Annotated in this window: 26 protein-coding genes; 15 read left to right on the top strand and 11 right to left on the bottom strand. The window is 73.1% G+C overall.

Annotation, left to right across the window (positions count from 1 at the left end; genetic code table 11):
- Window positions 1–16: 16 nt before the first annotated feature.
- From ABZ453_RS32065 to ABZ453_RS32055, 3 genes are all read right to left on the bottom strand, one after another.
- Complete coding sequence (locus ABZ453_RS32065; protein WP_359020390.1) at window positions 17–2,899, bottom strand: AAA family ATPase; 2,883 nt, start codon at window positions 2,897–2,899, stop codon at window positions 17–19.
- Window positions 2,900–3,240: 341 nt separating this feature from the next.
- Entirely contained in the window at window positions 3,241–3,930 is a 690-nt protein-coding gene (locus ABZ453_RS32060) for a M24 family metallopeptidase (RefSeq protein WP_359020388.1), read from the bottom strand.
- 107 nt (window positions 3,931–4,037) lie between these two features.
- Entirely contained in the window at window positions 4,038–4,508 is a 471-nt protein-coding gene (locus ABZ453_RS32055) for a hypothetical protein (protein ID WP_359020386.1), read from the bottom strand.
- Window positions 4,509–4,646: 138 nt separating this feature from the next.
- Between ABZ453_RS32055 and ABZ453_RS32050 the strand changes: the two genes are divergently transcribed.
- The 13 genes from ABZ453_RS32050 (at window position 4,647) to ABZ453_RS31990 (ending at window position 15,092) form a co-directional block, all read left to right on the top strand.
- On the top strand, window positions 4,647–5,033 hold the full coding sequence (locus tag ABZ453_RS32050; RefSeq protein WP_359020384.1) for a helix-turn-helix transcriptional regulator: 387 nt from the start codon (window positions 4,647–4,649) through the stop codon (window positions 5,031–5,033).
- A 61-nt stretch (window positions 5,034–5,094) separates the two neighbouring features.
- Complete coding sequence (gene modA / locus ABZ453_RS32045) at window positions 5,095–5,931, top strand: molybdate ABC transporter substrate-binding protein (RefSeq protein WP_359020383.1); 837 nt, start codon at window positions 5,095–5,097, stop codon at window positions 5,929–5,931.
- Window positions 5,928–6,785 (top strand): molybdate ABC transporter permease subunit, encoded by an 858-nt coding sequence (gene modB, locus ABZ453_RS32040; RefSeq protein WP_359020380.1) that lies wholly within the window; start codon window positions 5,928–5,930, stop codon window positions 6,783–6,785. The genes modA and modB overlap by 4 nt, the downstream gene beginning before the upstream one ends.
- On the top strand, window positions 6,782–7,858 hold the full coding sequence (locus ABZ453_RS32035; protein WP_359020378.1) for an ABC transporter ATP-binding protein: 1,077 nt from the start codon (window positions 6,782–6,784) through the stop codon (window positions 7,856–7,858). The genes modB and ABZ453_RS32035 overlap by 4 nt, the downstream gene beginning before the upstream one ends.
- 108 nt (window positions 7,859–7,966) lie before the next feature.
- Window positions 7,967–8,110, top strand: a complete 144-nt coding sequence (locus ABZ453_RS32030) for a hypothetical protein (RefSeq protein WP_359020376.1) — start codon at window positions 7,967–7,969, stop codon at window positions 8,108–8,110.
- A gap of 263 nt (window positions 8,111–8,373) precedes the next feature.
- Window positions 8,374–9,069, top strand: a complete 696-nt coding sequence (locus ABZ453_RS32025; protein WP_359020374.1) for a response regulator transcription factor — start codon at window positions 8,374–8,376, stop codon at window positions 9,067–9,069.
- Entirely contained in the window at window positions 9,066–10,460 is a 1,395-nt protein-coding gene (locus ABZ453_RS32020) for a HAMP domain-containing sensor histidine kinase (RefSeq protein ID WP_359020372.1), read from the top strand. The genes ABZ453_RS32025 and ABZ453_RS32020 overlap by 4 nt, the downstream gene beginning before the upstream one ends.
- Before the next feature lie 80 nt (window positions 10,461–10,540).
- A complete protein-coding gene (locus ABZ453_RS32015) occupies window positions 10,541–10,909 on the top strand; it encodes a hypothetical protein (protein ID WP_359020370.1) in 369 nt (122 codons plus the stop codon).
- Window positions 10,906–11,850 carry an FAD:protein FMN transferase gene (locus ABZ453_RS32010; RefSeq protein ID WP_359020368.1) on the top strand — a complete coding sequence of 315 codons (945 nt, stop codon included), beginning with the start codon at window positions 10,906–10,908 and terminating at the stop codon, window positions 11,848–11,850. The genes ABZ453_RS32015 and ABZ453_RS32010 overlap by 4 nt, the downstream gene beginning before the upstream one ends.
- The gene (locus ABZ453_RS32005; protein ID WP_359020366.1) at window positions 11,847–12,533 is read left to right on the top strand and encodes a ferric reductase-like transmembrane domain-containing protein; all 687 of its coding nucleotides are present in this window, start codon (window positions 11,847–11,849) and stop codon (window positions 12,531–12,533) included. The genes ABZ453_RS32010 and ABZ453_RS32005 overlap by 4 nt, the downstream gene beginning before the upstream one ends.
- On the top strand, window positions 12,530–13,855 hold the full coding sequence (locus ABZ453_RS32000; protein ID WP_359020364.1) for an NADH-ubiquinone oxidoreductase-F iron-sulfur binding region domain-containing protein: 1,326 nt from the start codon (window positions 12,530–12,532) through the stop codon (window positions 13,853–13,855). The genes ABZ453_RS32005 and ABZ453_RS32000 overlap by 4 nt, the downstream gene beginning before the upstream one ends.
- Entirely contained in the window at window positions 13,852–14,055 is a 204-nt protein-coding gene (locus tag ABZ453_RS31995; RefSeq protein WP_359020361.1) for a ferredoxin, read from the top strand. The genes ABZ453_RS32000 and ABZ453_RS31995 overlap by 4 nt, the downstream gene beginning before the upstream one ends.
- A 140-nt stretch (window positions 14,056–14,195) precedes the next feature.
- Window positions 14,196–15,092, top strand: a complete 897-nt coding sequence (locus ABZ453_RS31990) for a universal stress protein (RefSeq protein WP_359020359.1) — start codon at window positions 14,196–14,198, stop codon at window positions 15,090–15,092.
- Window positions 15,093–15,113: 21 nt separating this feature from the next.
- Here the strand turns inward: ABZ453_RS31990 and ABZ453_RS31985 are convergent, their stop codons facing one another.
- Both ABZ453_RS31985 and ABZ453_RS31980 read right to left on the bottom strand, forming a co-directional pair.
- Window positions 15,114–15,785 carry a DUF4389 domain-containing protein gene (locus ABZ453_RS31985; RefSeq protein WP_359020357.1) on the bottom strand — a complete coding sequence of 224 codons (672 nt, stop codon included), beginning with the start codon at window positions 15,783–15,785 and terminating at the stop codon, window positions 15,114–15,116.
- 339 nt (window positions 15,786–16,124) lie between these two features.
- A complete protein-coding gene (locus ABZ453_RS31980) occupies window positions 16,125–16,910 on the bottom strand; it encodes an AraC family transcriptional regulator (protein ID WP_359020355.1) in 786 nt (261 codons plus the stop codon).
- Between the two features lie 70 nt (window positions 16,911–16,980).
- On the opposite strand from ABZ453_RS31980, the gene ABZ453_RS31975 reads away from it, so the two are divergent.
- Together ABZ453_RS31975 and ABZ453_RS31970 are read left to right on the top strand one after the other, a co-directional pair.
- Complete coding sequence (locus tag ABZ453_RS31975) at window positions 16,981–17,802, top strand: phytanoyl-CoA dioxygenase family protein (protein WP_359020354.1); 822 nt, start codon at window positions 16,981–16,983, stop codon at window positions 17,800–17,802.
- Entirely contained in the window at window positions 17,799–18,071 is a 273-nt protein-coding gene (locus tag ABZ453_RS31970; protein WP_359020352.1) for a hypothetical protein, read from the top strand. Before ABZ453_RS31975 ends, ABZ453_RS31970 begins: the two co-directional genes overlap by 4 nt.
- A 15-nt stretch (window positions 18,072–18,086) precedes the next feature.
- Here ABZ453_RS31970 and ABZ453_RS31965 read toward each other — a convergent pair whose 3' ends face one another.
- From ABZ453_RS31965 to ABZ453_RS31940, 6 genes are all read right to left on the bottom strand, one after another.
- The gene (locus tag ABZ453_RS31965) at window positions 18,087–18,989 is read right to left on the bottom strand and encodes a universal stress protein (RefSeq protein ID WP_359020350.1); all 903 of its coding nucleotides are present in this window, start codon (window positions 18,987–18,989) and stop codon (window positions 18,087–18,089) included.
- A 173-nt stretch (window positions 18,990–19,162) separates the two neighbouring features.
- A complete protein-coding gene (locus ABZ453_RS31960; protein WP_133048453.1) occupies window positions 19,163–19,405 on the bottom strand; it encodes a DUF397 domain-containing protein in 243 nt (80 codons plus the stop codon).
- Between the two features lie 94 nt (window positions 19,406–19,499).
- Window positions 19,500–20,666: a thiolase domain-containing protein gene (locus tag ABZ453_RS31955; protein ID WP_208781670.1), complete on the bottom strand. Its 1,167-nt coding sequence runs from the start codon at window positions 20,664–20,666 to the stop codon at window positions 19,500–19,502.
- The gene (locus tag ABZ453_RS31950; protein ID WP_359020347.1) at window positions 20,663–21,712 is read right to left on the bottom strand and encodes a thiolase domain-containing protein; all 1,050 of its coding nucleotides are present in this window, start codon (window positions 21,710–21,712) and stop codon (window positions 20,663–20,665) included. The genes ABZ453_RS31955 and ABZ453_RS31950 overlap by 4 nt, the downstream gene beginning before the upstream one ends.
- Entirely contained in the window at window positions 21,709–22,650 is a 942-nt protein-coding gene (locus ABZ453_RS31945; RefSeq protein WP_359020345.1) for an OB-fold domain-containing protein, read from the bottom strand. Before ABZ453_RS31945 ends, ABZ453_RS31950 begins: the two co-directional genes overlap by 4 nt.
- 22 nt (window positions 22,651–22,672) lie before the next feature.
- A complete protein-coding gene (locus ABZ453_RS31940; protein ID WP_359020343.1) occupies window positions 22,673–23,473 on the bottom strand; it encodes a crotonase/enoyl-CoA hydratase family protein in 801 nt (266 codons plus the stop codon).
- Between the last annotated feature and the right edge of the window lie 175 nt (window positions 23,474–23,648).

Below are 23,648 nucleotides of genomic sequence, written 5' to 3'. Positions count from 1 at the left end.
CGGGACCGCACCGCTCTCAGGTCGTCCTCAGCGCGGCCGGCAGTCCGGTGATCTCCGTGCCCATCTTCCGGCAGACCGCCGAGAGCAGGCGGACCGCCATCGGCTCGTCGATCTGCATCTCCCGCGCGATCTCCGCCTCGCTGAGTCCCTCGGCCGCCAGGTTCGCGGCGGTGCGTTCGCGGGTCGTCAGGGTGTCCGTCTCCGTGCTGTGCAGGCGGCGGGGGCGCAGTCCGGCCGCGGTGAGTTCCTCGCGGGCCGACTCGACCAGTCCGTCGGCGCCGCACTGGACCGCCGCGTCGAGGCCCCGGTAGAGGTGTTCGGCGGCTTCGCGGGGGCGGCCGGTGCGGCGGAGTTCGGTGCCGAGGGCGACCAGGGCGCAGGCGAGTTCGTAGGCGGCCGGGGAGCGCTCCAGATGGGTGACGGACTCCTCCAGATACTTGACGCGGGCCGATCCCGAGGACACCTCCGCCACGGTGCGCAGGGCCTGCCCCACGGCGGACGGGGTGCCGTACTGCCGGGCGCGGGCGAGCGCTTCGAGGGCGGTGGCGACGGCCCGCTCGGGCGTCTCATGGGCCTCGGCGCGGGCGAGGTGGAGCTGCCAGGGGCACCAGGCCGGGTTGCGCATGCCGCGCGGTTCCAGGCGGCGGCCCGCGGCGGCCAGTTCCTCCGCCGCCGCCTTGGTCAGGCCGCGGGCGAGCAGGAGCTCGCCGTGGACGGTCTGGGCGTCGGGGAAGACGACGGCGGCGGGGAAGGGCGCGCAGAAGGAGTAGTCCTCGCCGACGTGGGTGGCCTCGGTGAGCCGACCGCGGGCGAGCAGGACCTCGATGAGGATGCCGACGGCGTACCAGTGGGCGGGGGTGCCGGGGCCGACGCGCTCGGCGAGGCGGAGGCCGGCGCGGACGAAGTCCTCCGCCTCGGCGAGCCGGCCGCGCCGGTAGCGGACGTAGGCGAGCAGGGTGTAGGCGAAGGAGAGGTGGGCGCCGCGCCAGCCCTGGCGTTCGTAGTCGGCGATGCCGGCCGCGAAGAGCTCCTCGGTGCGGCCGGGCCGGTCGGCGTATGTGAAGGCCAGGGCGACCAGGACGGGCACCTCGAAGCCGCGGTCGGGCTCGGTCCAGCCGAGGCCGCCGTCGAGGGCCCGTTCGGCGTGGTGCAGGGCGATGTGGGCGGGCTCGCCGCGCAGGGTGGCGTCCCAGGCGCGCAGGCCGATGATGTAACGCTCGGTGAGATCGCGGCCCTTGAGGCGGTCGGCGAGCTTGGTGAGGCGGCGGGAGCGCGAGGGGTGGTCGGGTTCGTCGGCGCGGAAGGCGTCCCACATGAGCTCCTCCGACACCATGCGCAGCTTGACCCGGGCGTCGTCGGTCACCCGGATCTCGCGGGCCAGGGTGTCGGAGGCCTCGGCGAGGCGGTCGCTGTGGGCGAGGACCTGTGAGAGCCGGTAGACGATGCGGTGGCGCAGGTCGGCGTCGGCGATGGGTTCCTCGAGGGCGGCGCGCAGATGGTTGACGGTGGTGGCGGGCTCGGTGAGCAGCGAGGCGGAGCCCAGTTCGTACAGGACGGCGGCGCGGGCCTCGGCGGTGGGGGGTTCGCGCAGGGCGCGGGCGAGGTAGCTGCGGGCGGCGTCGGGGGCGCCGGCGCGCAGGGTCTGCTCGGCGGCGGCGCGCAGCTGCTGCACGACCCAGGGGTCGCCCTCGGGGTGGGTCTCCAGGAGGTGGCGGGCGGCCGCGGCGGGGCCGAGTCCCGCGTCGATCACGCACCAGGCGGCCTGACCGTGCAGGGCGACGCGGACGCCGGGCGGGATGGCCCGGTAGACGGCGGTGGCGATCAGCGGGTGGACGAACTCGAGAGTCTCGCCGCCGGTGAGGATGCGGGCGCCACGCAGGGCGTCGGCGGCGTCGGCGGCCTCCTCGTGGCCGAGACCGGCGACGGCGGCGGCGAGCACCGGATGGATCTCGGTGCCGAGGACGGCGCAGGCCCAGGCGAAGCGGACGGTGGAGGCGCCCAGACGTTCGAGGCGGGCGACGAGGCCGCTGCCCTTGACGGCGGCGGCGAGATCGCGCAGCAGATGGGCGCTGTTCTCGGTCGGGGTGAGGCCGCGGTCGCGCACCTTGGCGATCAACTCGACCGTCTCGAAGGGGCTTCCGGCGGTGACGGCCCAGCACTCGCGGCAGAAAGCGTCGTCGGCGTGCGGCCCGAAGGTCTCGCGCACCAGACGGGCGACCGCGGCGGCGCTGAGCGGTTCCAGGTCCAGGGGGCGTCCGCCCGCGCGGCCGGGCAGTCCCCGTAACGGCTCGGCGTGGTCGGGGAGTTCGTCGGGCCGGTAGGCGACGACGACCAGCAGCGGCAACTGTTCGGCGCGCGGGGCGAACGCGGCGAGCCAGCGCAGGGATTCGGGATCGGCCCAGTGGGCGTCGTCCAGCACCAGCACCATCGGGGCGCGCAGCACGGCGAGATGGGTCAGCATCCAGTCCATGCCGTCGCGCAGGCCCTGCGGGTCGGGCGGGGCGGCGGCGGTCGGCGCGCACAGGCCGAGGGCGGGGCCGACGATGTCGTACCAACTGCCCAGTGAGGCCCGCAGATCGCTCTCGCCGGAGCCGGCGAACTGGGGCTGCAGCAGCTGGCGTGCCACGTGGAAGGCGACCCGCTGCTCCTGGTCGCCGCCGCGCGCGGAGAGCACGGTGCAGCCCCGCGCGGTGGCGCGTCGGCGGATCTCGGCGAGGAGGGTGGTCTTGCCGATGCCGGCGCGTCCGGCGACGGCCAGCAGGGCGCCCCGGGGACGGTCGGCCGCTTCGGCGCCGTCCGTGCGCAGTCCGGCCAGTTCGTCCAACGCCTCGTCGACGGCGGCGAGTTCGCTCTCGCGCTCGAAGAGGGTGCGCTTGCTCCGTACGATGCGCTGCACCATGTGTACCCCCCGCCCCGGTGGTGCGCCCGCGCGGGGAGCGAGCGCGCACCGTGGCCTACAGGCTGCTCAGAGTACGCCTCACGGGGGCGCCGCGCCCTGGTCTGACCGTTACTGCCGGACCCGGAAACTTCCTTCATGCAGGAAGTATTTAGGGGTAACGCCCTCTGCCTGGTCTCCTTTGCGCGCCCCACGGCATCCCCTCAACCCCCAGAGGCCCGGCATGAGCACCGAGCCACGACTGGCAGACGTCACCGATCCTCAGGCCCCACCGGCGGGCTCTGCCTGAGCACGGACAACGTCGGCGACCACGTCCTGCCCGCCGCACCGGCCGCGCGGCGGGGTCAGAGGGTGAGCAGCTCCTCGTAGAACCCGCCGAACTCCCGCTCCCGGTCGACCAGATGGATCTCCAGGATCCAGTGACAGCGGCGCCCGGCCTTGTCGGTGCGCCGCAGTGGGGTGTCGTTGGCGGGGGTGATGTACGACTCGGTGTGCGCGCCCTCGATCGTCTCGTGGGGGAACTCCCCGACCAGGTGCCCGGCGTGCCAGCCGCCCAGCTCCCAGCCGGCGTCCTTCGCGAGCCGCTCGACCTCGGCGTACAGCCCAGCGCCGGTGATGTCCGGGTCGGCCGCGAAGACCCGCTTGCCGGCGTCGAAGATCTCCGCCAGGTCGTCGCGCAGCCGGTGTTTGACCGGGTCGTCGCCGAGGACGAAGGTCCGGCCGAAGTCGGCCTCGTACTCCTCGAAGATCGGGCCGAAGTCGGCGAACACGATGTCGTCCGCGCCGATCGTCCGGTCCGGCGGATTCTCCCGGTACGGCATCAGGGTGTTCGGCCCGGAACGCACGATCCGTTTGTGCCAGTGCCGCGTCGTGCCGAACAGGTCGTTCGCCAGATCCCGGATCCGGTCACTGACCTCCCGCTCCCCCGCACCGGGCGCCACGAGCCCCCGCGCCCCGATCTCCGCGAAGAGCCGCTCGGCCTTCGCCTGGGCGTCCAGCAGCCTCGTCGCGCGCGTGATCTCGTCATCCGCCATGCGGCCGACCGTAATCACCGCGATCGTGTCCGGCAACGCGATTCCGGGGGCCTCGGGTGCGCCGCGTATCCCCCGGGCCGATCCTCATCGAGGGCGGGCCACAGGGGTCACGTCCACGCGCGGTAGCCGCCGTCCACACGGATCGCATCGATGCCGCTGATGTGCCGGGCGCCGCAGCGGTCCTGGGGCAGGACGAGTTGGGACCCCGTGCGGTCGAGCGGGGTGCGGTCGATGGTCACCGCGAGCAGGACGGGCGCGCGGCCGAAGTCCGGGTCGATCTCCGCCCAGGACAGCAGGGCGTAGTGGCCGTCCATACCGGACACGGCGATCAGGAAGCGCAGGCGGTCCTTGCCGCGGGCGGGGTCGAAGACGGGTCCGGCCGCTGTCAGTACGTCGTGCAGCAGCGGCCCGGTGAAGCGGCGGTGCTGGACGCCGCCGGCGGCGCACTCGAAGCTCACCTCGGCCGCGTGCTGCGGCCAGGCCGGCAGGTCGGGCACCGTCAGCCGGGCCGGACGGGTCAGATCGCCGGTGAGGGCGAGTTCCGCCACCGGTGCGGCGGCCGTGAGGGACTGGCTCACGGGCTACCACCTCCTGGATGACCGTACCCGGCCGCACTCCCCGTACAAACGCACATGCCAACCTGATAGATCACAATTCCGGCTCATGCGATGTGACAGGAGACTTTTCCCTCGCATCTGCGGCACTATCCTCTGTGTATGCACACCTACCGGATCGGAGACGCCGCCGCGTTGCTCGGCGTCAGCACCGACACCGTGAGGCGTCTGGTCGACGGTGGCAGACTCACCGCCGACCGGGACGAGATGGGCCACCGGATCATCCCCGGGCCCGCTCTCGCGGCCTACGCCCGGCGGTTGCACGGCACAGGGCGGGCGACCACCGGCTCCTCGGCCCGCAACCGCTTCTCCGGGATCGTCACCGACGTGATCCTCGGGGACGTGTCGGCGCAGGTGGAGATCCAGGCCGGGCCGTACCGGGTGGTGGCGACGGTCAGCCGGGAGTCGGCCGAGGAGCTGACGCTGGAGCCGGGTGTTCCGGCGGTGGCCGTGATCAAGTCGACCAACGTGGTCGTCGAGAGTCCGTGACTGGTCCGCCCGGACCAGACGTGATGTTGTGTCCGTGAGGACCAGAGGGAGTGGACCCGTGATGACCCGTACCGCGCGCCGGAACCGCCGGACCCTGCAGGTGGCCGGCGTGGGCGCCGCCGCGCTGCTGGCCCTGACTGCCTGCTCGTCGTCCGACTCGGACTCCTCCTCGGGGAAGTCGGACTCCTCGGCGTCCGCCTCCGGCTCCGCCTCGACGAAGATGTCCGGCACGGTGACCGTCTTCGCGGCCGCCTCGCTCCAGGAGAGCTTCACGGCCCTGGGCAAGGAGTTCGAGAAGGAGCACCCGGGCACCAAGGTCAATTTCAGCTTCGGCGGCAGTGACACCCTCGCCGCGCAGATCACGGGCGGCGCGCCCGCCGACGTGTTCGCCGCGGCGAGCCCGAAGACGATGGAGATCGTGACGGACAAGGGGGACGGGGTCGGCACCCCCGCCACCTTCGTCCGCAACCAGCTGGAGATCGCCACCCTGCCGGGCAACCCCGACAAGATCTCCTCCCTGAAGGACCTCACCAAGTCCTCGCTGAAGGTGGTGCTGTGCGAGAAGACGGTGCCGTGCGGCGCCGCCGCCCAGAAGGCGCTGACGGCCGGCAAGCTCAAGCTCACCCCGGTCTCCTACGAGCAGGACGTCAAGTCCGCGCTCAACAAGGTGGTGCTGAAGGAGGCCGACGCGGCCGTCGTCTACAAGACGGACGTGAAGGCGGCCGGGAGCAAGGTGCAGGGCGTGGAGTTCCCCGAGTCGGCGAACGCCACCAACGACTACCCCATCACCGTGGTCAAGAACGCCCCCAACTCCGTGGCGGCCAAGGCCTTCATCGCGCTCGTACAGTCCGCCGAGGGCCAGAAGGTCCTGACCGAGGCCGGGTTCCTCAAGCCGTGACCAAGGTGGACGCCTCCGACGCCGCGCCCGACACCCTGGTGTCCGGGGCGCGGCGGCGGCGCGCGCGGCGGTGGGGCCGCGGGGTGCCGCTGCCGCTGCTGGTGCCCGCGCTGATCGGCCTGGCGTTTCTGCTCGTACCGCTGGTCGCTCTGCTCGTGCGGACCGAATGGCACGACCTGCCGGGCCAGTTGAGCAGTCCCGCCGTGTGGCAGGCGCTCAAGCTGTCCCTGCTGTGCGCCACCGCCGCGACCGCGGTGAGTCTGGTGCTCGGCGTCCCGCTGGCCTGGCTGCTGGCCCGCGTGGACTTCCCCGGCCGTGGACTGGTCCGGGCCCTGGTCACCCTGCCGCTGGTGCTGCCGCCGGTGGTCGGCGGTGTGGCGCTGCTGATGGCGCTGGGCCGCAACGGGGTGGTGGGGCGGTTGCTGGACTCCTGGTTCGGCGTCACTCTGCCGTTCACCACGGCGGGCGTGGTGGTGGCCGAGGCGTTCGTCGCGATGCCGTTCCTCGTCATCAGCGTCGAGGGCACGCTCCGGGCCGCCGACCCGCGCTACGAGGAGGCCGCGACCACCCTGGGCGCCTCCCGCTTCACCGCGTTCCGCCGGGTCACGCTGCCCCTGATCGCGCCGGGCATCGGGGCCGGCGCGGTCCTCGCCTGGGCCCGCGCGCTCGGCGAGTTCGGCGCGACCATCACCTTCGCCGGGAACTTCCCGGGCCGTACCCAGACCATGCCGCTGGCCGTCTACCTCGCCCTGCAGAACGACCCCGAGGCGGCCATCGCCCTCAGTCTGGTGCTGCTCGCGGTGTCCATCGCGGTGCTCGCCGGGCTGCGCGACCGTTGGATGAGCGCCGGATGACCGGGACCCACGACGTGCGCGCCGACACCGCCCTGGACGGGCTGGACGCCCGCCTGATCGTCGCGCGGGGCGCCTTCCGCCTGGACGTGAGCCTGAGCGTCGCGCCCGGCGAGGTGGTCGCGTTGCTCGGTCCGAACGGGGCGGGCAAGACCACCGCGCTGCGCGCCCTGGCCGGTCTGACGCCGTTGACGGGCGGGCATCTGCGGCTGGACGGCGAGGAGCTGGACCGCACGCCGCCGGAGTCCCGCCCGGTCGGCGTGGTCTTCCAGGACTATCTGCTCTTCCCCCACCTCACGGCCCTGGACAACGTGGCCTTCGGCCCGCGCTGCCAGGGTGCCGGCAAGACGGAGGCGCGGGCGCGGGCCGCCGAGTGGCTCGACCGCATGGGTCTGGCGGACCACGCGGCCGTGAAGCCGCGCCGACTCTCCGGCGGCCAGGCCCAGCGCGTGGCCCTCGCCCGGGCCCTGGCCACGCGTCCGCGCCTGCTGCTCCTGGACGAGCCCCTCGCCGCCCTGGACGCCCGCACCCGTCTCGACGTACGGGCCCAACTCCGCCGTCATCTCGCCGAGTTCGAGGCCGTCGCCGTGCTCGTCACGCACGATCCGCTGGACGCGATGGTCCTGGCCGACCGTCTGGTCGTCGTCGAGCACGGCAAGGTCGTCCAGGAGGGCACCCCGTCCGGCATCGCCCGGCACCCACGCACGGAGTACGTCGCGCAGCTCGTCGGCCTGAACCTCTACCGCGGGCAGGCCGACGGCCACACCGTCCGCCTCGACACCGGCCCCGCCATCACCACCACCGAGGACCTCACCGGCCCGGTGTTCGTGGCCTTCCCGCCGAGCGCCGTCACCCTCTACCGGGACCGCCCCACCGGCTCCAGCGCCCGTAACCTCTGGCGCTGCGAGGTCGCCGGACTGGAGACGCACGGCGACCAGATCCGCGCCGACCTCACCGGCGAACTCCCGCTGGCCGCCGACCTCACCACGGTCGCCGCCGCGGAACTCGACCTGCACCAGGGCGCGTCGGTGTGGGCAACGGTGAAGGCGACACAGACACACGCCTATCCGGTCTGAGCACGCCTTTGACACACGACGCACGGACCGACGCCGATCCACGTCGGGTTTCCGGCGAACTCGGTACTTCGGCCACGGCAGGGCCGTGCCTGGGGCGTCGTCGCCGGGATGCTCCAACTGCTCATCCTGGTGGGCATGTTGTACGACACCGCCCAACTGCTGGCGGGCCGGATCGACGCCGCCATCTGTCGGGCGCGCATGCACGCCCTCGCCGACGACGAGGACGTGCCACGCCCCGGGCGCCCCACGTAGGGCCACGGCACAGGGGGAACCCGCGGCGCAAGGGCCTCAAGGGCCTCCATCTCGGGTCCCCCGTCCCTACAGGCGCGCAGCCCTCCGCGTGATCATCGAAGTAGACGCAGGCGCCGGCCACGGCACCCTCAGGGGCTCCCCCGTCCCCCGCCGTACCGGCGTCTGCGCGCCGAGAGGGACGAACGGCCCCTGCCGTGACGATCGAGTCCACCCCACGCTGGAGGAGAGGCGACCGAGCGGTCCCGATGGAGGCGGTTGCCGGCATGAACGCCGACAGCAATGGTGCGGACAGCGAGACGCGGGTGCTGGTCGTCGAGGACGACCGCGGCATCGCGGAGTCCCTGGTGCGCGGACTGCGGCAGGCCGGCTACACCGTCGACGGCGTCGGCACCGGCCGCGCCGCCCTGTCGTCGCCCACCCCCGACGTCGTACTGCTGGACCTGGGGCTGCCCGACATCGACGGTGTGGAGGTCTGCCGGATGCTGCGTGCCCGGTCCGACGCCGCGATCATCGCGGTGACAGCGCGCGGGGAGGAGGCGGACCGAGTGGTGGCCCTGGACGAGGGGGCCGACGACTACCTGGTCAAACCGTTCGGGCTGGCCGAGCTGCTGGCCCGGATACGGGCCGTGCTGCGCCGCAGGCGTCCGGCCGGCCCCGAGGTCGTACGCCACGGGCCGCTCGCGCTGGACCTGCGCACCCGGCAGGTCTCGGTGGACGGCCGCGCGATCCCTCTGACGCCGAAGGAGTTCGGCATCCTGGAGTGCCTGGCCGCCGACCCTGGACGGGTGGTGAGCCGGCAGCAGATCCTCGAGCGGGCCTGGGACGCGCACTGGTACGGCCCGACCAAGGTGCTGGACGTGCACATCGCCGCGCTGCGCAGGAAGCTCGGCGTGCCGGGCCTGGTCGAAACGGTCTACGGACACGGATTCCGGCTCGGCGCTCCCGAGGAACCGCCATGACCCGCCGTATCGCCTGGACGCTGCTGATCCTGACCTCCGTGCTGCTGGTCCTCGCGGTCGTCCCCCTGGGGGTGCTGCTGACGGCACGCGAACGGGTCGCCTTCCGGGACGACCAGCGGGCGTCCACACGGGTGATCGCCGCGGCGGCCGAGGAGCATCTCTCCGACCACAAACCGGCGACCGCCATGCGCCGGGAGCTGGACGCCGCGGCCCGGGCGGGCGACTGCGCCGCCGTGTACGACTCCGCCGCGCACCTGGTGGCCGCCACCCCGTGTACGGCGGGCCGGGGCGCGGAGGCCTCGGAGCTGGTCGCCCGCGTGCTGGGCGGGCACGAGCCGGGGCCGCCGGAGGACGAGGGACGGCTGCTGACGGCCGAACCGGTCGGCGAGGTGCGCCGGCCGGTCGGCGCGGTCGTCCTGGCCCGGTCCGCGGCGCCGCTCGACTCCAAGATCACGGCCGTGTGGGGCTGGTCGGCGGCGATCGGCGCCGCCGGCCTGGGCGCTTCCGTGCTGCTGTCCGTCCACCTGGCGCGCTGGGTCGGTCGTCCCCTGTCGACGCTGGACGACAGTGCGCGACGGCTGGGCGAGGGCGCCCTCGACGAACGGGCCGAGGTCGGCAGCGGTCCGCCGGAGGTGCGACGACTGGCCGCCACCTTCAACACCATGGCGGCCCGCACGGAGGCGCTGGTGCACGGTCATCGGGCCGTGATCGCGGACGTCTCCCATCAGCTGCGGACCCCACTGGCCGCCCTGCGGCTGCGGCTCGACGTCCTCGCCGCCGGAGCCCGAGGCGACACCGCCGAGGAACTGGCCGGAGCGCAGGAGGAGATCGCCCGGCTGTCGCGACTGGTCGACGGGCTGCTGGCGGTGGCGCGCGCCGAGCAGGCCACGCCTCGTCCGAGCGCCGTACGGGTCGAGGAGACGCTGGCCGAGCGGGTCGCCGCCTGGTCGCCGGTGGCCGAGGACCGCGGCGTGCGTCTGACCTGTGTCTCCGGGCCCACACTCACCGCCGCGCTGGGCGTCGGTCACCTGGAGCAGATCCTGGACAATCTGATCGCGAACGCGGTGGAGGCCGTGCCCGAGGGCGGGAGTGTGACGCTCGACCACGCCGCGGTCGGCGGCTCGGTCCGGGTCCGGGTGCGGGACGACGGACCGGGAATGCCGGCCGAGGTGAAGGCCGTCGCGTTCCGCCGGTTCGGCAACCCGGAGGCCCGGGGTACCGGGCTGGGGCTGGCCATCGTCCACCGGCTCGTCACCGCCAACGGCGGAACGGCGGCGCTGGAGGACACCCCGGGCGGCGGGCTGACCGTCGTACTGGAATTGCCGCTGTGGTCCGAGCGGGGCCATGGGCGGCCGGGGCCGAGGTCTTTACCGGTTCTGAAGAAGACGTGAGCGAGTTCCCGGGGGCCGGGGCCGGAGCCTGGAGGTGAACGCGGCCGCTCAGGGCCGCCGAGGCCCCAGGAGCCGCCGCCATGGTCTCCCCGCCCGACGACTTCCGGCACAGCGAAACTCCGGCCGGATCGCCACGAGCACGTGATCACGGTCTGCGCCGGACCAATCGGCTGACCCGTTGGATCGCCGTCGGCGCGGTGGCCGCGACGGCGGCCCTCGGCGGCGTCTACACCCATCTGCTGCCGGGCCATTCCGCCGCATCCGCGCCCACGACCTCGCCCGCGCCGCAACCGCAGACCCCGTCCGCCACCACGAGCACGAGCACGCATCAGGGAGAGGCGGACGACGAAGGCGGCGACGACGGCGCCTCCGCCCCCGCCCCGCAGCCTCCCGCCCAGCCGCCGGCCGCCGCCCACCAGCAGCCGCAGACCACCACGGGGGCGTCATGACCACGAGCGCCCCCGCACCCTCTCCCGCCGAGGTCTCCTTCCCGGCCCTCGGCACCACGGCCGCCCTGCTCGTGACCGACCCGCGCGCCCTGTCCGCGGCCGAAGCGGTCCTGCGCGAGGAACTGGCCGCTGTCGACCTCGCGTGCAGCCGCTTCCGGCCCGACTCCGAACTCACCCGCGTCAACCTGTCCACGGGCACCCCCACGACGGTCGGCGAACGCTTCGCCGAGGCCCTGGGCGCCGCTCTGCGCGCCGCCCGTCTCACCGACGGTGCGGTGGACCCGACCGTGGGGGACGCCGTGATCGCCCTCGGTTACGACCGTACGTTCGTCTCCCTGCGCCCCGTCGACGCTCGCCCACTGCCCGTCGCCCGACCCGCCACCGGCTGGCGGAGCATCGCCTGGAACCCGCGCACGCGCCGACTGCTCCTGCCCCCGCACACGCGCCTGGACCTCGGTGCCACCGCCAAGGCCCTGACCTCCGACCGCGCCGCCCGGCGCGCCGCCGCGGCCGCCGGCTGCGGAGTCCTGGTCAACCTGGGCGGCGACCTCGCGACGGCCGGCCCCGCGCCCGAGGGCGGCTGGCGGATCGCCCTGGCCGACGATCACGCCCGGCCCTCCGTCGACGGACCCGCCGTCACGATGAACAGCGGCGCGCTGGCGACCTCCGGCATCCGCGTGCGCACCTGGCGGCGCGCCGGACGCACCCTGCACCACATCGTGGACCCGGCCACCGGCGAACCGGCCGCCCCCGTCTGGCGCACCGCCACCGTCGCGGCCGCCGACTGCGTTGACGCCAACACCGCCGCCACCGCGGCGATCGTGCTGGGGGAACGTGCCCTCGACTGGCTGCGCGGCACCGGCCTCCCCACGCGTCTGGTGCGCCTCGACGGCACGGTCGTACGACTCGGCGGCTGGCCCCTCGAAGGAGGTGCGCGATGACGGCCCTGGCCCTGGCCGGCAGCCCGTTGTGGTACGCGAGCCGTGCGGGCGGCACCCTGGCGCTGGTCCTGCTCACGGCGACCGTCGTGCTCGGCATCGCCTCCGGCGGACGTGCGGCGCCCCGGCGTGTCGGCCGGTTCGAGATCGGTCTGCTGCACCGCAATCTGTCCCTGCTCACCCTGGTCTTCCTCGTCGTGCACGTGGTCACCGCGGTGCTCGATCCGTTCGTCCACCTCGGCTGGGCCGTCACCGTGCTGCCGTTCACCGCCTCCTACCGCCCGCTCTGGCTCGGGCTCGGCGCGGTCGCGCTCGATCTGCTGCTGGCCGTGCTCGTCACCAGTGCCGTGCGCCGTCGCCTGGGGGTGCGCCGCTGGAAGGCCGTGCACTGGCTGGCGTACGCGGCCTGGCCCTTCGCTCTCTTCCACGGCGCGGGAACGGGCACCGACACCCGTCTGTCGCTTCAGCTGTGGTTGTACGCCGGGTGTCTGGCCGCGGTGGTCGCTTCGGTGTGGTGGCGGCTGGCCAAGGCGGGTCCCGGCCGGGTCGTCGGACGGCTGGTGGCCGCCCTGACCGCGACCGCCGTTCCGCTGGTGCTCGGCGCGTTCCTCGCCGCCGGCCCGCTGCAGCCCGGCTGGTCCCAGCGCGCCGCCGCCACGGCGATGCTTCTCGGAGGTGGCCGGTGACCTCCGCGACCATGACGGGCTTCCGTCTGCCGCCCGCGCCCGACGCGCCGCGGCTGCTGGCGGGCTGGTACGCGACCGGGCGGCCGGCATCCCTGTCCGATCATCTCCGGCACTACGGACCCTCGCCCGTCACCAGGACCATCGGCACGCGCGCGGTGATGCCGCTGCTGGACGCCCTGGAGACGGCCGGGCTCACGGGGCGCGGCGGAGCCGGCTTCCCCACGACCCGCAAGCTGCGGACCGTGGCCGGCGGTCGCCGTCGCGCCGTGGTCGTCGTCAACGCGATGGAGAGCGAACCGGCCAGCCGCAAGGACGAGTTCCTGCTCGCGGTGGCTCCCCACCTCGTCCTCGACGGCGCGGTGCTGGCCGCGCTTGCCGTCGGCGCCGACACCGTCCATGTGTGCCTGCCCCGTACCCGCAGCGCGCAGTACCAGCAGCTGAGTACGGCCCTGGCGGAGCGTCGCCGTGCGCGCGTCGACGCCGTACGACTGCGTCTGCACGGCCTTCCGCACACGTACGTCTCCAGCGAGTCGACGTCGTTGGTGCGCTGGCTCGACGGAGGGCCCGCCCGGCCCCGAGGCGGGCCGCCGCGCATCGAGGAACGCGGGGTCGACCGGCGCCCCACCCTTTTGCACAACGCCGAGACCCTCGCTCATGTCGCCCTCGTCGCACGCTACGGGCCGGCCTGGTTCCGGCAGGCCGGGACCGCCGAGGAACCCGGCACGGCACTTCTGACCGTCTCGGGAGCCGTCTCGGTCCCCGGCGTCATGGAGGTCCCGCTCGGCAAGCCGCTCACCACGGTCCTCGACCTCGCCGGAGGGCCCACCGAGCCGCTGCGGGCGGTTCTCGTGGGCGGTTTCGCCGGGGCCTGGCTGGGGGCGGCCCATCTGAACACGCCCCTCTCCCGGCGCGGACTGGCTCCGCTGGGTGCCGCGCCGGGTGCGGGCGTGCTGGTGGCTCTGCCCCACTCCGCCTGCGGGCTGGTCGAAACCGCCCGGATCCTGGGCTACCTGGCCGCCAACGGCGCCCGCCAGTGCGGCCCCTGCCACTTCGGACTGCCCGCCGTCGCCGCGGACTTCACCGCCTTGGCCGTCGGCCGAGCCGACCCCGTCCTCCTCGACCGGCTGCGCCGTCGAACGGCCCTCCTGCCGGACCGCGGCGCCTGCCGTCACCCCGACGGTGCCGCTCGTCTCTCCGCCTCGGCCCTGGACACCTTCGCCGACGACGTCGACCGGCACCTCGACGCCGGGGCCTGCCCCGCCGCGCACCGGCGCCCCCGCCTGCCCGTACCGCCCGCCACACCACCGGAGACCTGGCGATGAACCACGACCGGACCCTGCGCGTGGACCGCATCGCCTGCACCGGCGAGGGACTGTGCGCCGAACTGCTCCCCGAACTCATCGGCCTCGACGAGTGGGGCTATCCGATCGTCAGGGACCGCATCGTTCCCGCGCACCTGCGGGGCCACGCCCGGCGGGCCGTCGCGGCCTGCCCACGCCTGGCCCTGCACACCGATGCCTGAAGGGTGCCGACCTGCGATCATCCGGGCCGCACGTCACCACCGGCACGGGCCACTCGGCCCTGCTGCCGCGTCCGTCCCCGGTGGCACGGTGACATCAGGCCGCTTCCGGCCGCTGCCGCTCTCCCGAGGAGGTCCTCGCCATGCCCCGTTCCGTGACCGTCGGAGTGGACGGCTCCCCCGAAAGCCTGGCCGCGGCACGGTGGGCCGCCCGTGAGGCGGAGCGGCGGGACCTGCCCCTGCGCCTGGTGCACGCCTGGGACTGGCAGCCGTACGCCGAGCCGGTGCCCGACGACGCCGCGCACCGGCACTGGGGCGGGCGCGTGCTGAGCGATGCGGCCGAGGAACTGCGCGCCGCTCACCCCCAGTTGGAGATCATCTCGGAGCAGGTGCGGCAGCCGCCCGTCACGGCTCTGCTGGCGGCCTCCGCCGAGGCCGACCCGCTGGTCGTCGGCTCCCGGGGTCTCGGCGGTGTGGTCGGCTTCCTGGTCGGTTCGGTCGGGCTCGCGCTCGCGGCGCAGGCCGACCGTCCCGTCGTCCTCGTCCGTTCCGGCACGGGTCCCGAGGACGAGCACCGGCTGGATGCGGACGGCCGCCCTTCGCCGCGCGCGCCCTACCGGGACGTCGTCCTGGGCCTCGACCCCGAGCGGCCCGACGACACGGTCATCGCGTACGCGTTCGAGGCCGCGGACCGTCGCGCCGCTCGGCTGCGGGTCGTCCACGGCTGGAGCCTGCCGCCCTACCTCGGCTACGGCCTTCCGCTGGATCCGGCGCTCGGCGAGGAACTCGCCGACCGGGAGACCGACGCCGTCGAGAAGGTCCTGGCGCCCTGGCGGGAGCGGTTCCCCGGCGTGGAGGTCGTCGAGCAGACCGCGGTCGGCAGTGCGGGGGCCCATCTCGTGGACGCGGCGGCCGACGCCTCACTGGTGGTCGTCGGTCACCGTGTCCGGCACACCCCACGGGCCTTCCACCTCAGCCCCGTCATCCACGCCGTACTGCACCACGCCACGGCACCGGTCGCGGTGGTGCCGCACGACTAGAAACGGCCACCTGAAACACCTTCATGTCACGTCCCGGATCTCCATACCGCCCGGCTCCGTGCCGCCCAGGTCGAGGCGGAACGGGGGATAGGCGTCCGTCATGAGGGCGACGTAGGCGGCGACCCGCAGGATCCAGCGGTTGAGGCCGAGGATGAAGTCGAACAGATCCTTGGGGTATTTCTCCGTGAAGGCCAGGATCACCGCGGCGATCAGGGCCAGTACGGCGACGAGCCCGCCCTCCCACCAGCCGACGCGCCAGCCGCCGAGGAAGAACCCGATGATGATGTAGTGGGGTATGGCCAGCAGCCACCACTTCACCAGCACCAGTCCCCGGGACAGCCGCTCGGGATAGGCGATCTCCAGCCGCGCCGGATAGCCGGGCTCCTCGCCCAGGCTGAACGGCGGATAGCGGTCGGTGCCCAGAGCGCCGTACGAGTAGTACCCGACCCGCCAGGACCAGCGCAGCACCCCCAGGTTGAAGTCGAACAGGGCGCGTGGGTAGCGCTCGGTGAACAGGATGCTGAAGAACGCGATCACGCTGACGACGGTGAAGGCGATCCACAGGAAGAACAGCACCACGTAGTGCGGGATGATCAGGATCCACTTCACCAGCCACAGCCACCGGGACAATGGCGCGTCGAGCACGGCGTCCACCCGGACCGGACGGTCGGGTACTCCGGCGAGCGTTGTCATGGCAATCAACTCCTTCGGCCCCCGGCGCCGAAGACCGTGAGGGCCCTCAGTACCAGACTGAACCCCATGGGCATCCTGGGCAGAAGGAGCCGTTCGGGGCGCCCAGGGGGCCCACCGGCCCCGGAGAGGCGAGGGGACCGGAGAGGCGAGGGGACCGAAGGTCGGGCCCTTTGGCCCTGCCGGTCGCGGTGGGCGCGGAGTTGTATGGGGGTGGCGGAAAGGACCGGAAAAGGCGCGAGAGACGAGCGGCCGACACCGCGCACCGCGCAATCAGGATCCGCGAGAAGCGGATGGTCCTCTCCGCCGCTCTCTTCCCCGCTCGGCGCGGGCGGACCGGCCTCAGCTCCCGGCGGTGGCCCGTACCGTGCGGGGTGAGGCGCCCAGTTCCCTGTGGCAGGTCTTGTTGAAGGCCTGCAGGTCGGGGATGCCGACCGTGGCCGCGATCGCCGGGATCGCGAGGGTCGAGGCGATGAGCAGGTGCCGGGCGCGCTCCATGCGGCGGCGCCGGATGTAGGCGACGACCGTGTGCCCGGTGCCGTCGCGGAACAGCCGGGTCAGATGGGTGTGCGAGACGCCGGCGGCCCGGGCGATGTCCGGGATGGTCAGGGGGCCGGCCAGCTGCTCCTCGATGTACGCCATGGCGGTGCGCAGCGCGGGGTGTCGGACGCCGGGACGGTGCTCGGCCGCGTCGGCCAGGGCCGTGGTACGCCACAGCACCGTCCACAGTTCCGCCGAGGCCCGCGCCGGGGACTGGGTGCCGGCGGCGACCGTCCGCCGCAGCAGCCCGCTGAGCACGGCCGCCTCGGCGCCCGCGTCCTGCATGGCCGGCACCCGGCGCCGTTCGCCCTCGCCGGGGAGACGAAAGTGGGCGTACAGGTGTTCGCATCGGGGCGTGTCGTAGTGGAAGTGGACCTCCGTGTCGGGCGGTACGAGGCTGATGTGGCCCGGGCGGATGGGATGCCGGGTGCCGCCGAACTCCAGGACGCCCGAGTAGCCGTACAGGTGCAGCTGCCACAGGCGCGGGAGGCGGAAGACCTCGTGCGGGCCGGCCGATCCGTGGACGCCGACGCCCGCGTTGACGACCTGCGGCGGCAGGTCGAGGGCCAGGTCCACGTACTGAGGCATGGTGGAAATTTACCAGCGCTCGCCGAATACAGCCCACGACGGGCCGCCCTGGGCTTTCTACGGTTGCCGTATGTCAACCACACGTCAGCTGCTGAACTCCGTCCAGGTGGCGCGGTTCGTGGCCCACGGATTCCTGCGTCTCGACGCGGTCGTGCCCCCGCAGATGAACGAGGAGGCCCTCGGCGTCTTCGACACCGGGCTCGACCCGGTGCCCTACGGCTGCGAGGTGCCGAAGGCGTTCCCCGAGGGTTCCTTCGCCCGCCGGCTCGTCGAACTGCCCGCCGTCGCGGGCGCGTTGGAGAGCCTTGTGGGGCCGGACCCGACCGTCGACCACCACTTCGTACACACCCGTGAGCCGCACCAGGGCAGCGCCCAGCCGCTGCACGCGGACGCCCTGATCGACCTGCGCACCGACGCGTTCGACGTGCAGCTCATGTACTACCCGCAGGAGGTCACCGCGGACATGGGCGGCACGCTCATCGTCCCGGGCAGCCATCTGCGCCGTACCAACGAGAGCGACACCGGCCGCTACCAGAATCTCCTCGGCCAGACCCGGCTGACCTGCCCGGCCGGCACGGTCGCCCTGCTGCACCACGGCATCTGGCACGGCGGCCGGCGCAACGACAGCGACACCGTCCGCCACATGTACAAGATCCGCTTCAACCCGACCGTGCCGCAGGTGCGGCTGTGGGACACGGCCGACCTGGACGACCCGGCCGTCGGCGAGGAGCTGCGGCGGGTCTTCCCCTGGTACGAGACCGCCACCGGCCGCCTGGAGATCCACAACCGGGTCCGGCTGTGGCGCTCGCTGACCCGCGACCCCGGCTTCGACATCGACCACTGGGCCACCCGGATCTCCAACCGGCCCGCCTCGCGAAGGAGCACGGTGTGACCACCCGACAGCAGGTCCTCGTCCTGTACCTGGGCACCTCCGCCCTCGACTCCGACGTCGTCGGCTGGGCCCGCTACGACGGCACGGGCGGCACCCGGCCCACGACGGGCGACAGCGACGAGCCCCCCTACAAGACGGGCGTGGCAGCCCTGGAGGACGGCTGGCGGCTGTTCCAGGCGGCCCAGCTCGTCCCGCCGTACCCGGGGGCGGAGCACGAGACGTCGTTCCTCAAGCACGAGTTCTTCTTCGAGAAGCTCGTCGAGGTGTGACCACCGGGGAGGGTGTCACTCCTCCGCCGGCGCCGGCGGCACCACCGCGACCGGGCTGACCGCGTGCAGCAGGACCGCGTGGGTGACCGAGCCCAGCATGCGGGCCGGGGCCAGCAGACGCCGGCGGTGGCGGCCGACCACCACCAGGTCGGCGTCGCGGGAGGCGGCGACCAGCACACCCGCCGCGTCGCCTGGCATGGCGTACGCCTCGGCGCGGACGTCGGGGTGGTTCTTGCGATGGGGGGCGAGGAAGCCTTCGGCGAGGGTCCACGTGTCGCGCTCGACGGCCTCCTGGTCGACCATCAGCGGCATGAGCTCCGAGGGGGCCGCCCAGGACTGCACCGGCCAGGCATAGGCGGCGATCACCTGCAGGCGGGCGCCGCGCAGCGCGGCCTCGGTGAAGGCGAAGTCCAGGGTGGCCTCGTCGGGACTGTCGACCTGCAGCCCGACGACGACACGGGGGCCGGGCTCGGCGGGCGCTTCGCCGTGCACCTCGCGGCCGGGCCGCGGGATCACCACCACGGGGCACTCGGCGTCCCGTGCGGCCGCCATGCCGGCGGAGCCGAGCAGCAGACTGGCGAAGCCGCCGCGCCCCCGTGAACCGAGCACCAACAGCTGTGCGTTGGACCCCAGTTCGGGCAGCAGAGCGGTGGGAGCGCCCTCCAGACCCACGTACTCGATGTCCGGCCGGTCCGGCATCCCCGCGACATACGCGTGGACCTGGTCCAGCACCGCATCAGCCTCCGGGTCCGGTGGCCCCGCGACCAGGACGTCGGGCTGTGCCCAGACGGCGTACTGCCGCACATGGACCACCCGCAGCGGCGCCCCGCGTCTGCGGGAGGTGTCGAGGGCCCAGTCCAGGCCGCGCAGGCTGTCGTCCGAACCGTCGACCGCCGCGATGACCGGCAGGGTGCTCATGGGTTCCTCACCTCCGGAGTACGACCGTCCCCCGGGGCCAGCCTCGCGCAGGCGGCGGTCCCGGGGACGTGCTCACGGTCGCGTGTCCGGAAAAACCGGCGAAACGCACCTCCGACGGTTCACACGGGCCGGTGTCCGCGGTTCGGGTTTGGCGCGGTTCGGGTGTCCGCGGTTCAGGTGAGGTCGAACTCGCCCTCCCTGGCACCCGACACGAACGCACCCCACTCCGCCGGAGTGAAGATCAGGGAAGGGCTCTCCGGGCGGCCGCTGTTGCGCATCGCGATGAATCCCTCGACAAAGGCGATCTGGACATCCCCCAGGCCACGGCTGCTCGAGTGCCAGTCGGCGTTGCTGAGGTCCAGCTCCGGCTTGTCCCAGCCCGCGAACGGGTGCTGCTGGATGGTGCTCTCGGCCACGTCCGTGCTCCTCCCGATTTCGTCGTCCGCGGTCAGCCTAGCGATCGGGTCCGACCGCCGACAGGCCACGTGAGGAGGACCTTTCGGGAACCTGTCAGGACTCGGGGGGTTCGGAGCCCACCAGCCACATCGAGAAGAACTGCGATCCGCCGCCGTAGGCGTGCCCGAGTACCCGCCGGGCCCCGTCCACCTGGTGTTCTCCGGCCTGCCCGCGCGCCTGGAGCGCCGCCTCGGCGAAGCGGATCATGCCCGACGCCCCGATCGGATTGGTCGACAGGACCCCGCCCGACATGTTGACCGGCAGATCACCGTCCAGCTCGGTGACCCCGGACTCGGTGAGCTTCCACCCCTCGCCCTCGTCGGCGAAGCCGAGGTTCTCCAGCCACATCGGCTCGTACCAGGAGAACGGCACGTACATCTCGACGGCGTCGATGTCCCGGCGCGGGTCGGCGATGCCCGCCTGCCGGTAGACGTCGGCGGCGCAGTCCTTGCCGGCCTGGGGCGAGACGAAGTCCTTGCCGGCGAAGAGGGTCGGTTCGCTGCGCATGGCGCCGCCCAGCATCCAGGCGGGCGGCCGGGGCGCCCGCGCGGCCCCCGCCCGGTCGGTCAGCACCATCGCGCAGGCGCCGTCGGAGGACGGACAGGTCTCCGAGTACCGGATCGGGTCCCACAGCATGGGTGAGGCCTGGACCTTCTCCAGAGTGATGTCGTGCTCGTGCAGATGGGCGTAGGGGTTCTTCAGCGCGTTGCGCCGGTCCTTGTACGCCACCAGGGAGCCGACGGTGTCGGGGGCGCCGCTGCGCCGCATGTACGCGCGCACATGGGGGGCGAAGAAGCCGCCCGCCCCGGCCAGCAACGGCTGCTGGAAGGGGATCGGCAGAGACAGGCCCCACATGGCGTTCGACTCGGACTGCTTCTCGAAGGCCAGCGTCAGCACCGTGCCGTGGACGCGGGCCGCGACCAGGTTGGCGGCGACGAGGGCCGTCGATCCGCCGACGCTGCCCGCGGTGTGCACCCGCAGCATCGGCTTGCCGACCGCGCCGAGGGCGTCGGCGAGGTACAGCTCGGGCATCATGACGCCCTCGAAGAAGTCGGGCGCCTTGCCGATGACTACGGCGTCGACGTCGGCCCAGGTCAGCTCGGCGTCCTCGAGCGCCCGCCCGGCGGCCTCGCGGACGAGGCCCGCGATCGACACGTCCCGGCGCGCCGCCACGTGCTTGGTCTGGCCGATCCCTACGACGGCCACGGGCTCCTTGCTCATCGCGGATCCCCTTCGAGTACGGCGACCAGGTTCTGTTGCAGACAGGGGCCGGAGGTGGCGTGGGCCAACGCCCGGTCGGACTCGCCCCGGTGGATGCCGGCCGCGGCCTCACCGATGCGGATCAGTCCGGCGGCCATCATCGGGTTGGCCGCGAGGGCACCCCCGGACGGGTTGACGCGCACGCTGTCGTCGAGCCGCAGCGCCTTGCGCAGCACGACCTCCTGCGAGGTGAACGGCGCGTGCAACTCGGCGGTGTCGACGGGCCGCTCGAAGGCGCCCGCCCTCTCGGCGGCCAGCCGCGCGGACGGCGAGTCGGTCAGGTCGCGCACGCCCAGGCTGTGCGCCTCGATGCGGTGGTCGATGCCGCGGATCCACGCGGGGCGCTCGCACAGTTCCCGGGCTCGCTCCCCCGCCGCGAGGACGACGGCGGCGGCGCCGTCGCCGATCGGCGGGCAGTCGCCGGTGCGCAGGGGCCGTACCAGATACTCGCCCTGCGGCACCGAACCCCTCAGCTGAGCATGGGAGTTGGCGGTGGCGTCCGCTCGGCTGCGGGCGGCGACGGCCGCGAGGGCCGGCTCGTCGGTCTCACCCGCGTCGATGAGGGCCTGCGCCTGCAGGGCGGCCAGGGCGACCGAGTCCGGCCACAGGGGCGCCACGTAGTACGGGTCCAGCTGCCGGGTCAGGACGTCACGGACGGAGCCGGGCGAGGACTTGCCGTACGCGTAGACGAGCGCGGTGTCCGCGTCGCCCGTCAGCAGTTTGGTCCACGCCTCGTACAGTGCCCAGGCGCCGTCCATCTCGACGTGCGACTCGGAGATCGGCGGCCAGGCGCCGACCCCGTCGAGGGCGAGGGTGAAGGAGAAGGCGCGGCCGGCGAGGTAGTCGCTGGAGCCGGAGCAGGTGAAGCCGATGTCGGCGGTCTTCAGGCCGGTCCGGTCCAGCGCCTCGTGCAGCACGGGCATGAGCATCTCCACCTCGGAGAGCTCGTCGGTGGTGCGCCGGTGGTCGGTCTGGGCGAAGGCGACGACCGCGATGTCCCGGGTCACAGCAGCTCCTTGTAGGTGTCGTACTCCGCGTCGGGCTCGCCGGTGGGCCGGTAGTGGTCGGGGTAGCGGGCGCCCTCCGTCCACACCGCCTCGACGCGCAGTCCCATGCGCACCTGGTCGTAGGGGATGCCGCCGATCCGGCCGTGCAGGGCGAGGTCGGCGCCGTCGAGGGCGATGTGGGCGTAGACGTAGGGCACTTCGATGTCGAGGTTCTTCGCCTTGATGTTGACGATGCAGAAGGTGGTGACCGTGCCGCGGGGGCCCACTTCGACGTGTTCGGCCGTGGCGACGCCGCAGGTGGGACAGGCGCCCCTCGGCGGCACGTACACCTTGCGGCAGGAGGGGCAGCGCTCGCCGACCGTGCGCCGCTCGGAGAGGGCGTGGATGTAGTCGGACTGCGCGCGTCCCGGGGAGTAGGTGTAGTCGAGGCGGGCGAAGGCGACGATGCCGCTGATCGCGTCCGCGAACTCGCCGCTGTGGCCGGTCGGCCCGGCCGGCTCGCCGTCGTACGGCTCGAAGCAGGCGATGTCGGTGATGGCACCGGAGCGCTCCTCGGCCCAGCGGACGCGGACGCGCATTCCCGTGCGCACGGCGTCGGGGCCGGGGGCGTCGAGGGCGTGCAGGAGAGCGGTGTCGGCGCCGTCCAGGCGGACCAGGACCCAGGCGAAGGGCGTGCCGAGGGGCTGGCCGCGACGGGGGTCGTGGTTCCAGGCCCAGGTGGTGACGGTGCCGGTGGGGGCGACCTCGACGAGATCGCGGATCTCCTCGGCGGTGACGGGGTCGTACTCGACGGGTGGGACGAGGGTGCGGCCGTGCTTCGCCTTCACGCCCAGGACGACGCGCTCGCGCAGACCGGTCAGGAAAGCGCTCTGCACCGGGCCGAGGGAGCGGGTGAAGGGAAATTCGACGGCGAGGGGGGCCTTGAGGACTTCGGGCATGCCCGGTCTCCTTCGGTGGGGGTCAGGCGCGTTTGTAGACGGGCTGACGTTTCTCCGCGAAGGCGCGGGCGCCTTCCTTGGCGTCGGCCGTGTCGAAGATCGGCCAGCCGCGCTTGAGTTCGGAGGCCAGGCCGTCGGTCTCGGTCATCTCGGCCGTCTCGTAGACGGAGGCCTTGATCGCCTCGACCGCCAACGGCCCGCACGCGTTGACCTGTTCGGCGATCTCCAGCGCCCTGGCGAGGGCCGTGCCGTCCGGTACGACATGGCCGATCAGCCCGATGCCGGCGGCCTCGCGGGCGGTGTAGGGGCGGCCGGTGAGCAGCATCTCCAGGGCGTGGGTGCGCGGGATCTGCCGTTGCAGCCGGACGGTCGACCCGCCGATCGGGAACAGGCCGCGTTTGACCTCGTAGAGCCCGAAGGTCGCCGACTCGCCCGCGACCCGGATGTCGGTGCCCTGGAGGATCTCGGTGCCGCCCGCCACGCAGTAGCCCTCGACGGCGGCGATCACCGGTTTGCGAGGGCGGTGATGGCGCAGCAGTGCCTTCCAGTGCAGGTCCGGGTCGGCCTTGAGGCGGTCCCGGTAGTGCTCACCGTCCGTGCCGCGGCCCGCGAGGGCCTTGAGGTCCATGCCGGCGCAGAACGAGTCCCCGGCGCCGGTGAGCACGATCGAGCGCACCGCTTCGTCCTCGTCGGCCTCCACCCAGCCGTCGTACAGCCCGACCAGCATCGGCAGCGAGAGCGCGTTCTTGGCTTCGGGCCTGTTGAGCGTGAGCACCAGTGTGGCGCCTTCGCGTCGCACGGTGAGGTGTTCCGTCCCACCCATGGCCAACTCCCCTCTCCTGGAACGAGAACAGGTTGCAGTAGCCGGGGAGGCACTTCAAGGGTTTTCTGACAGTCAGTCAGATTTCTTCGCGCGACCCCTTCACAGTTGCCGCGCCCTTTGCTCTGATGACCGGCGAACCGACGGATGCGCCTTTCTCCGTCATGGCTGCCGGGGT

The organism is Streptomyces sp. NPDC005799 (genome assembly GCF_040630525.1).
In the GTDB taxonomy this organism is placed as follows: Bacteria; Actinomycetota; Actinomycetes; order Streptomycetales; family Streptomycetaceae; genus Streptomyces; species Streptomyces griseorubiginosus_B.
The sequence above is the reverse complement of the archived record's forward strand: the minus strand, read 5'-3'. Positions and strand labels throughout refer to the sequence as shown.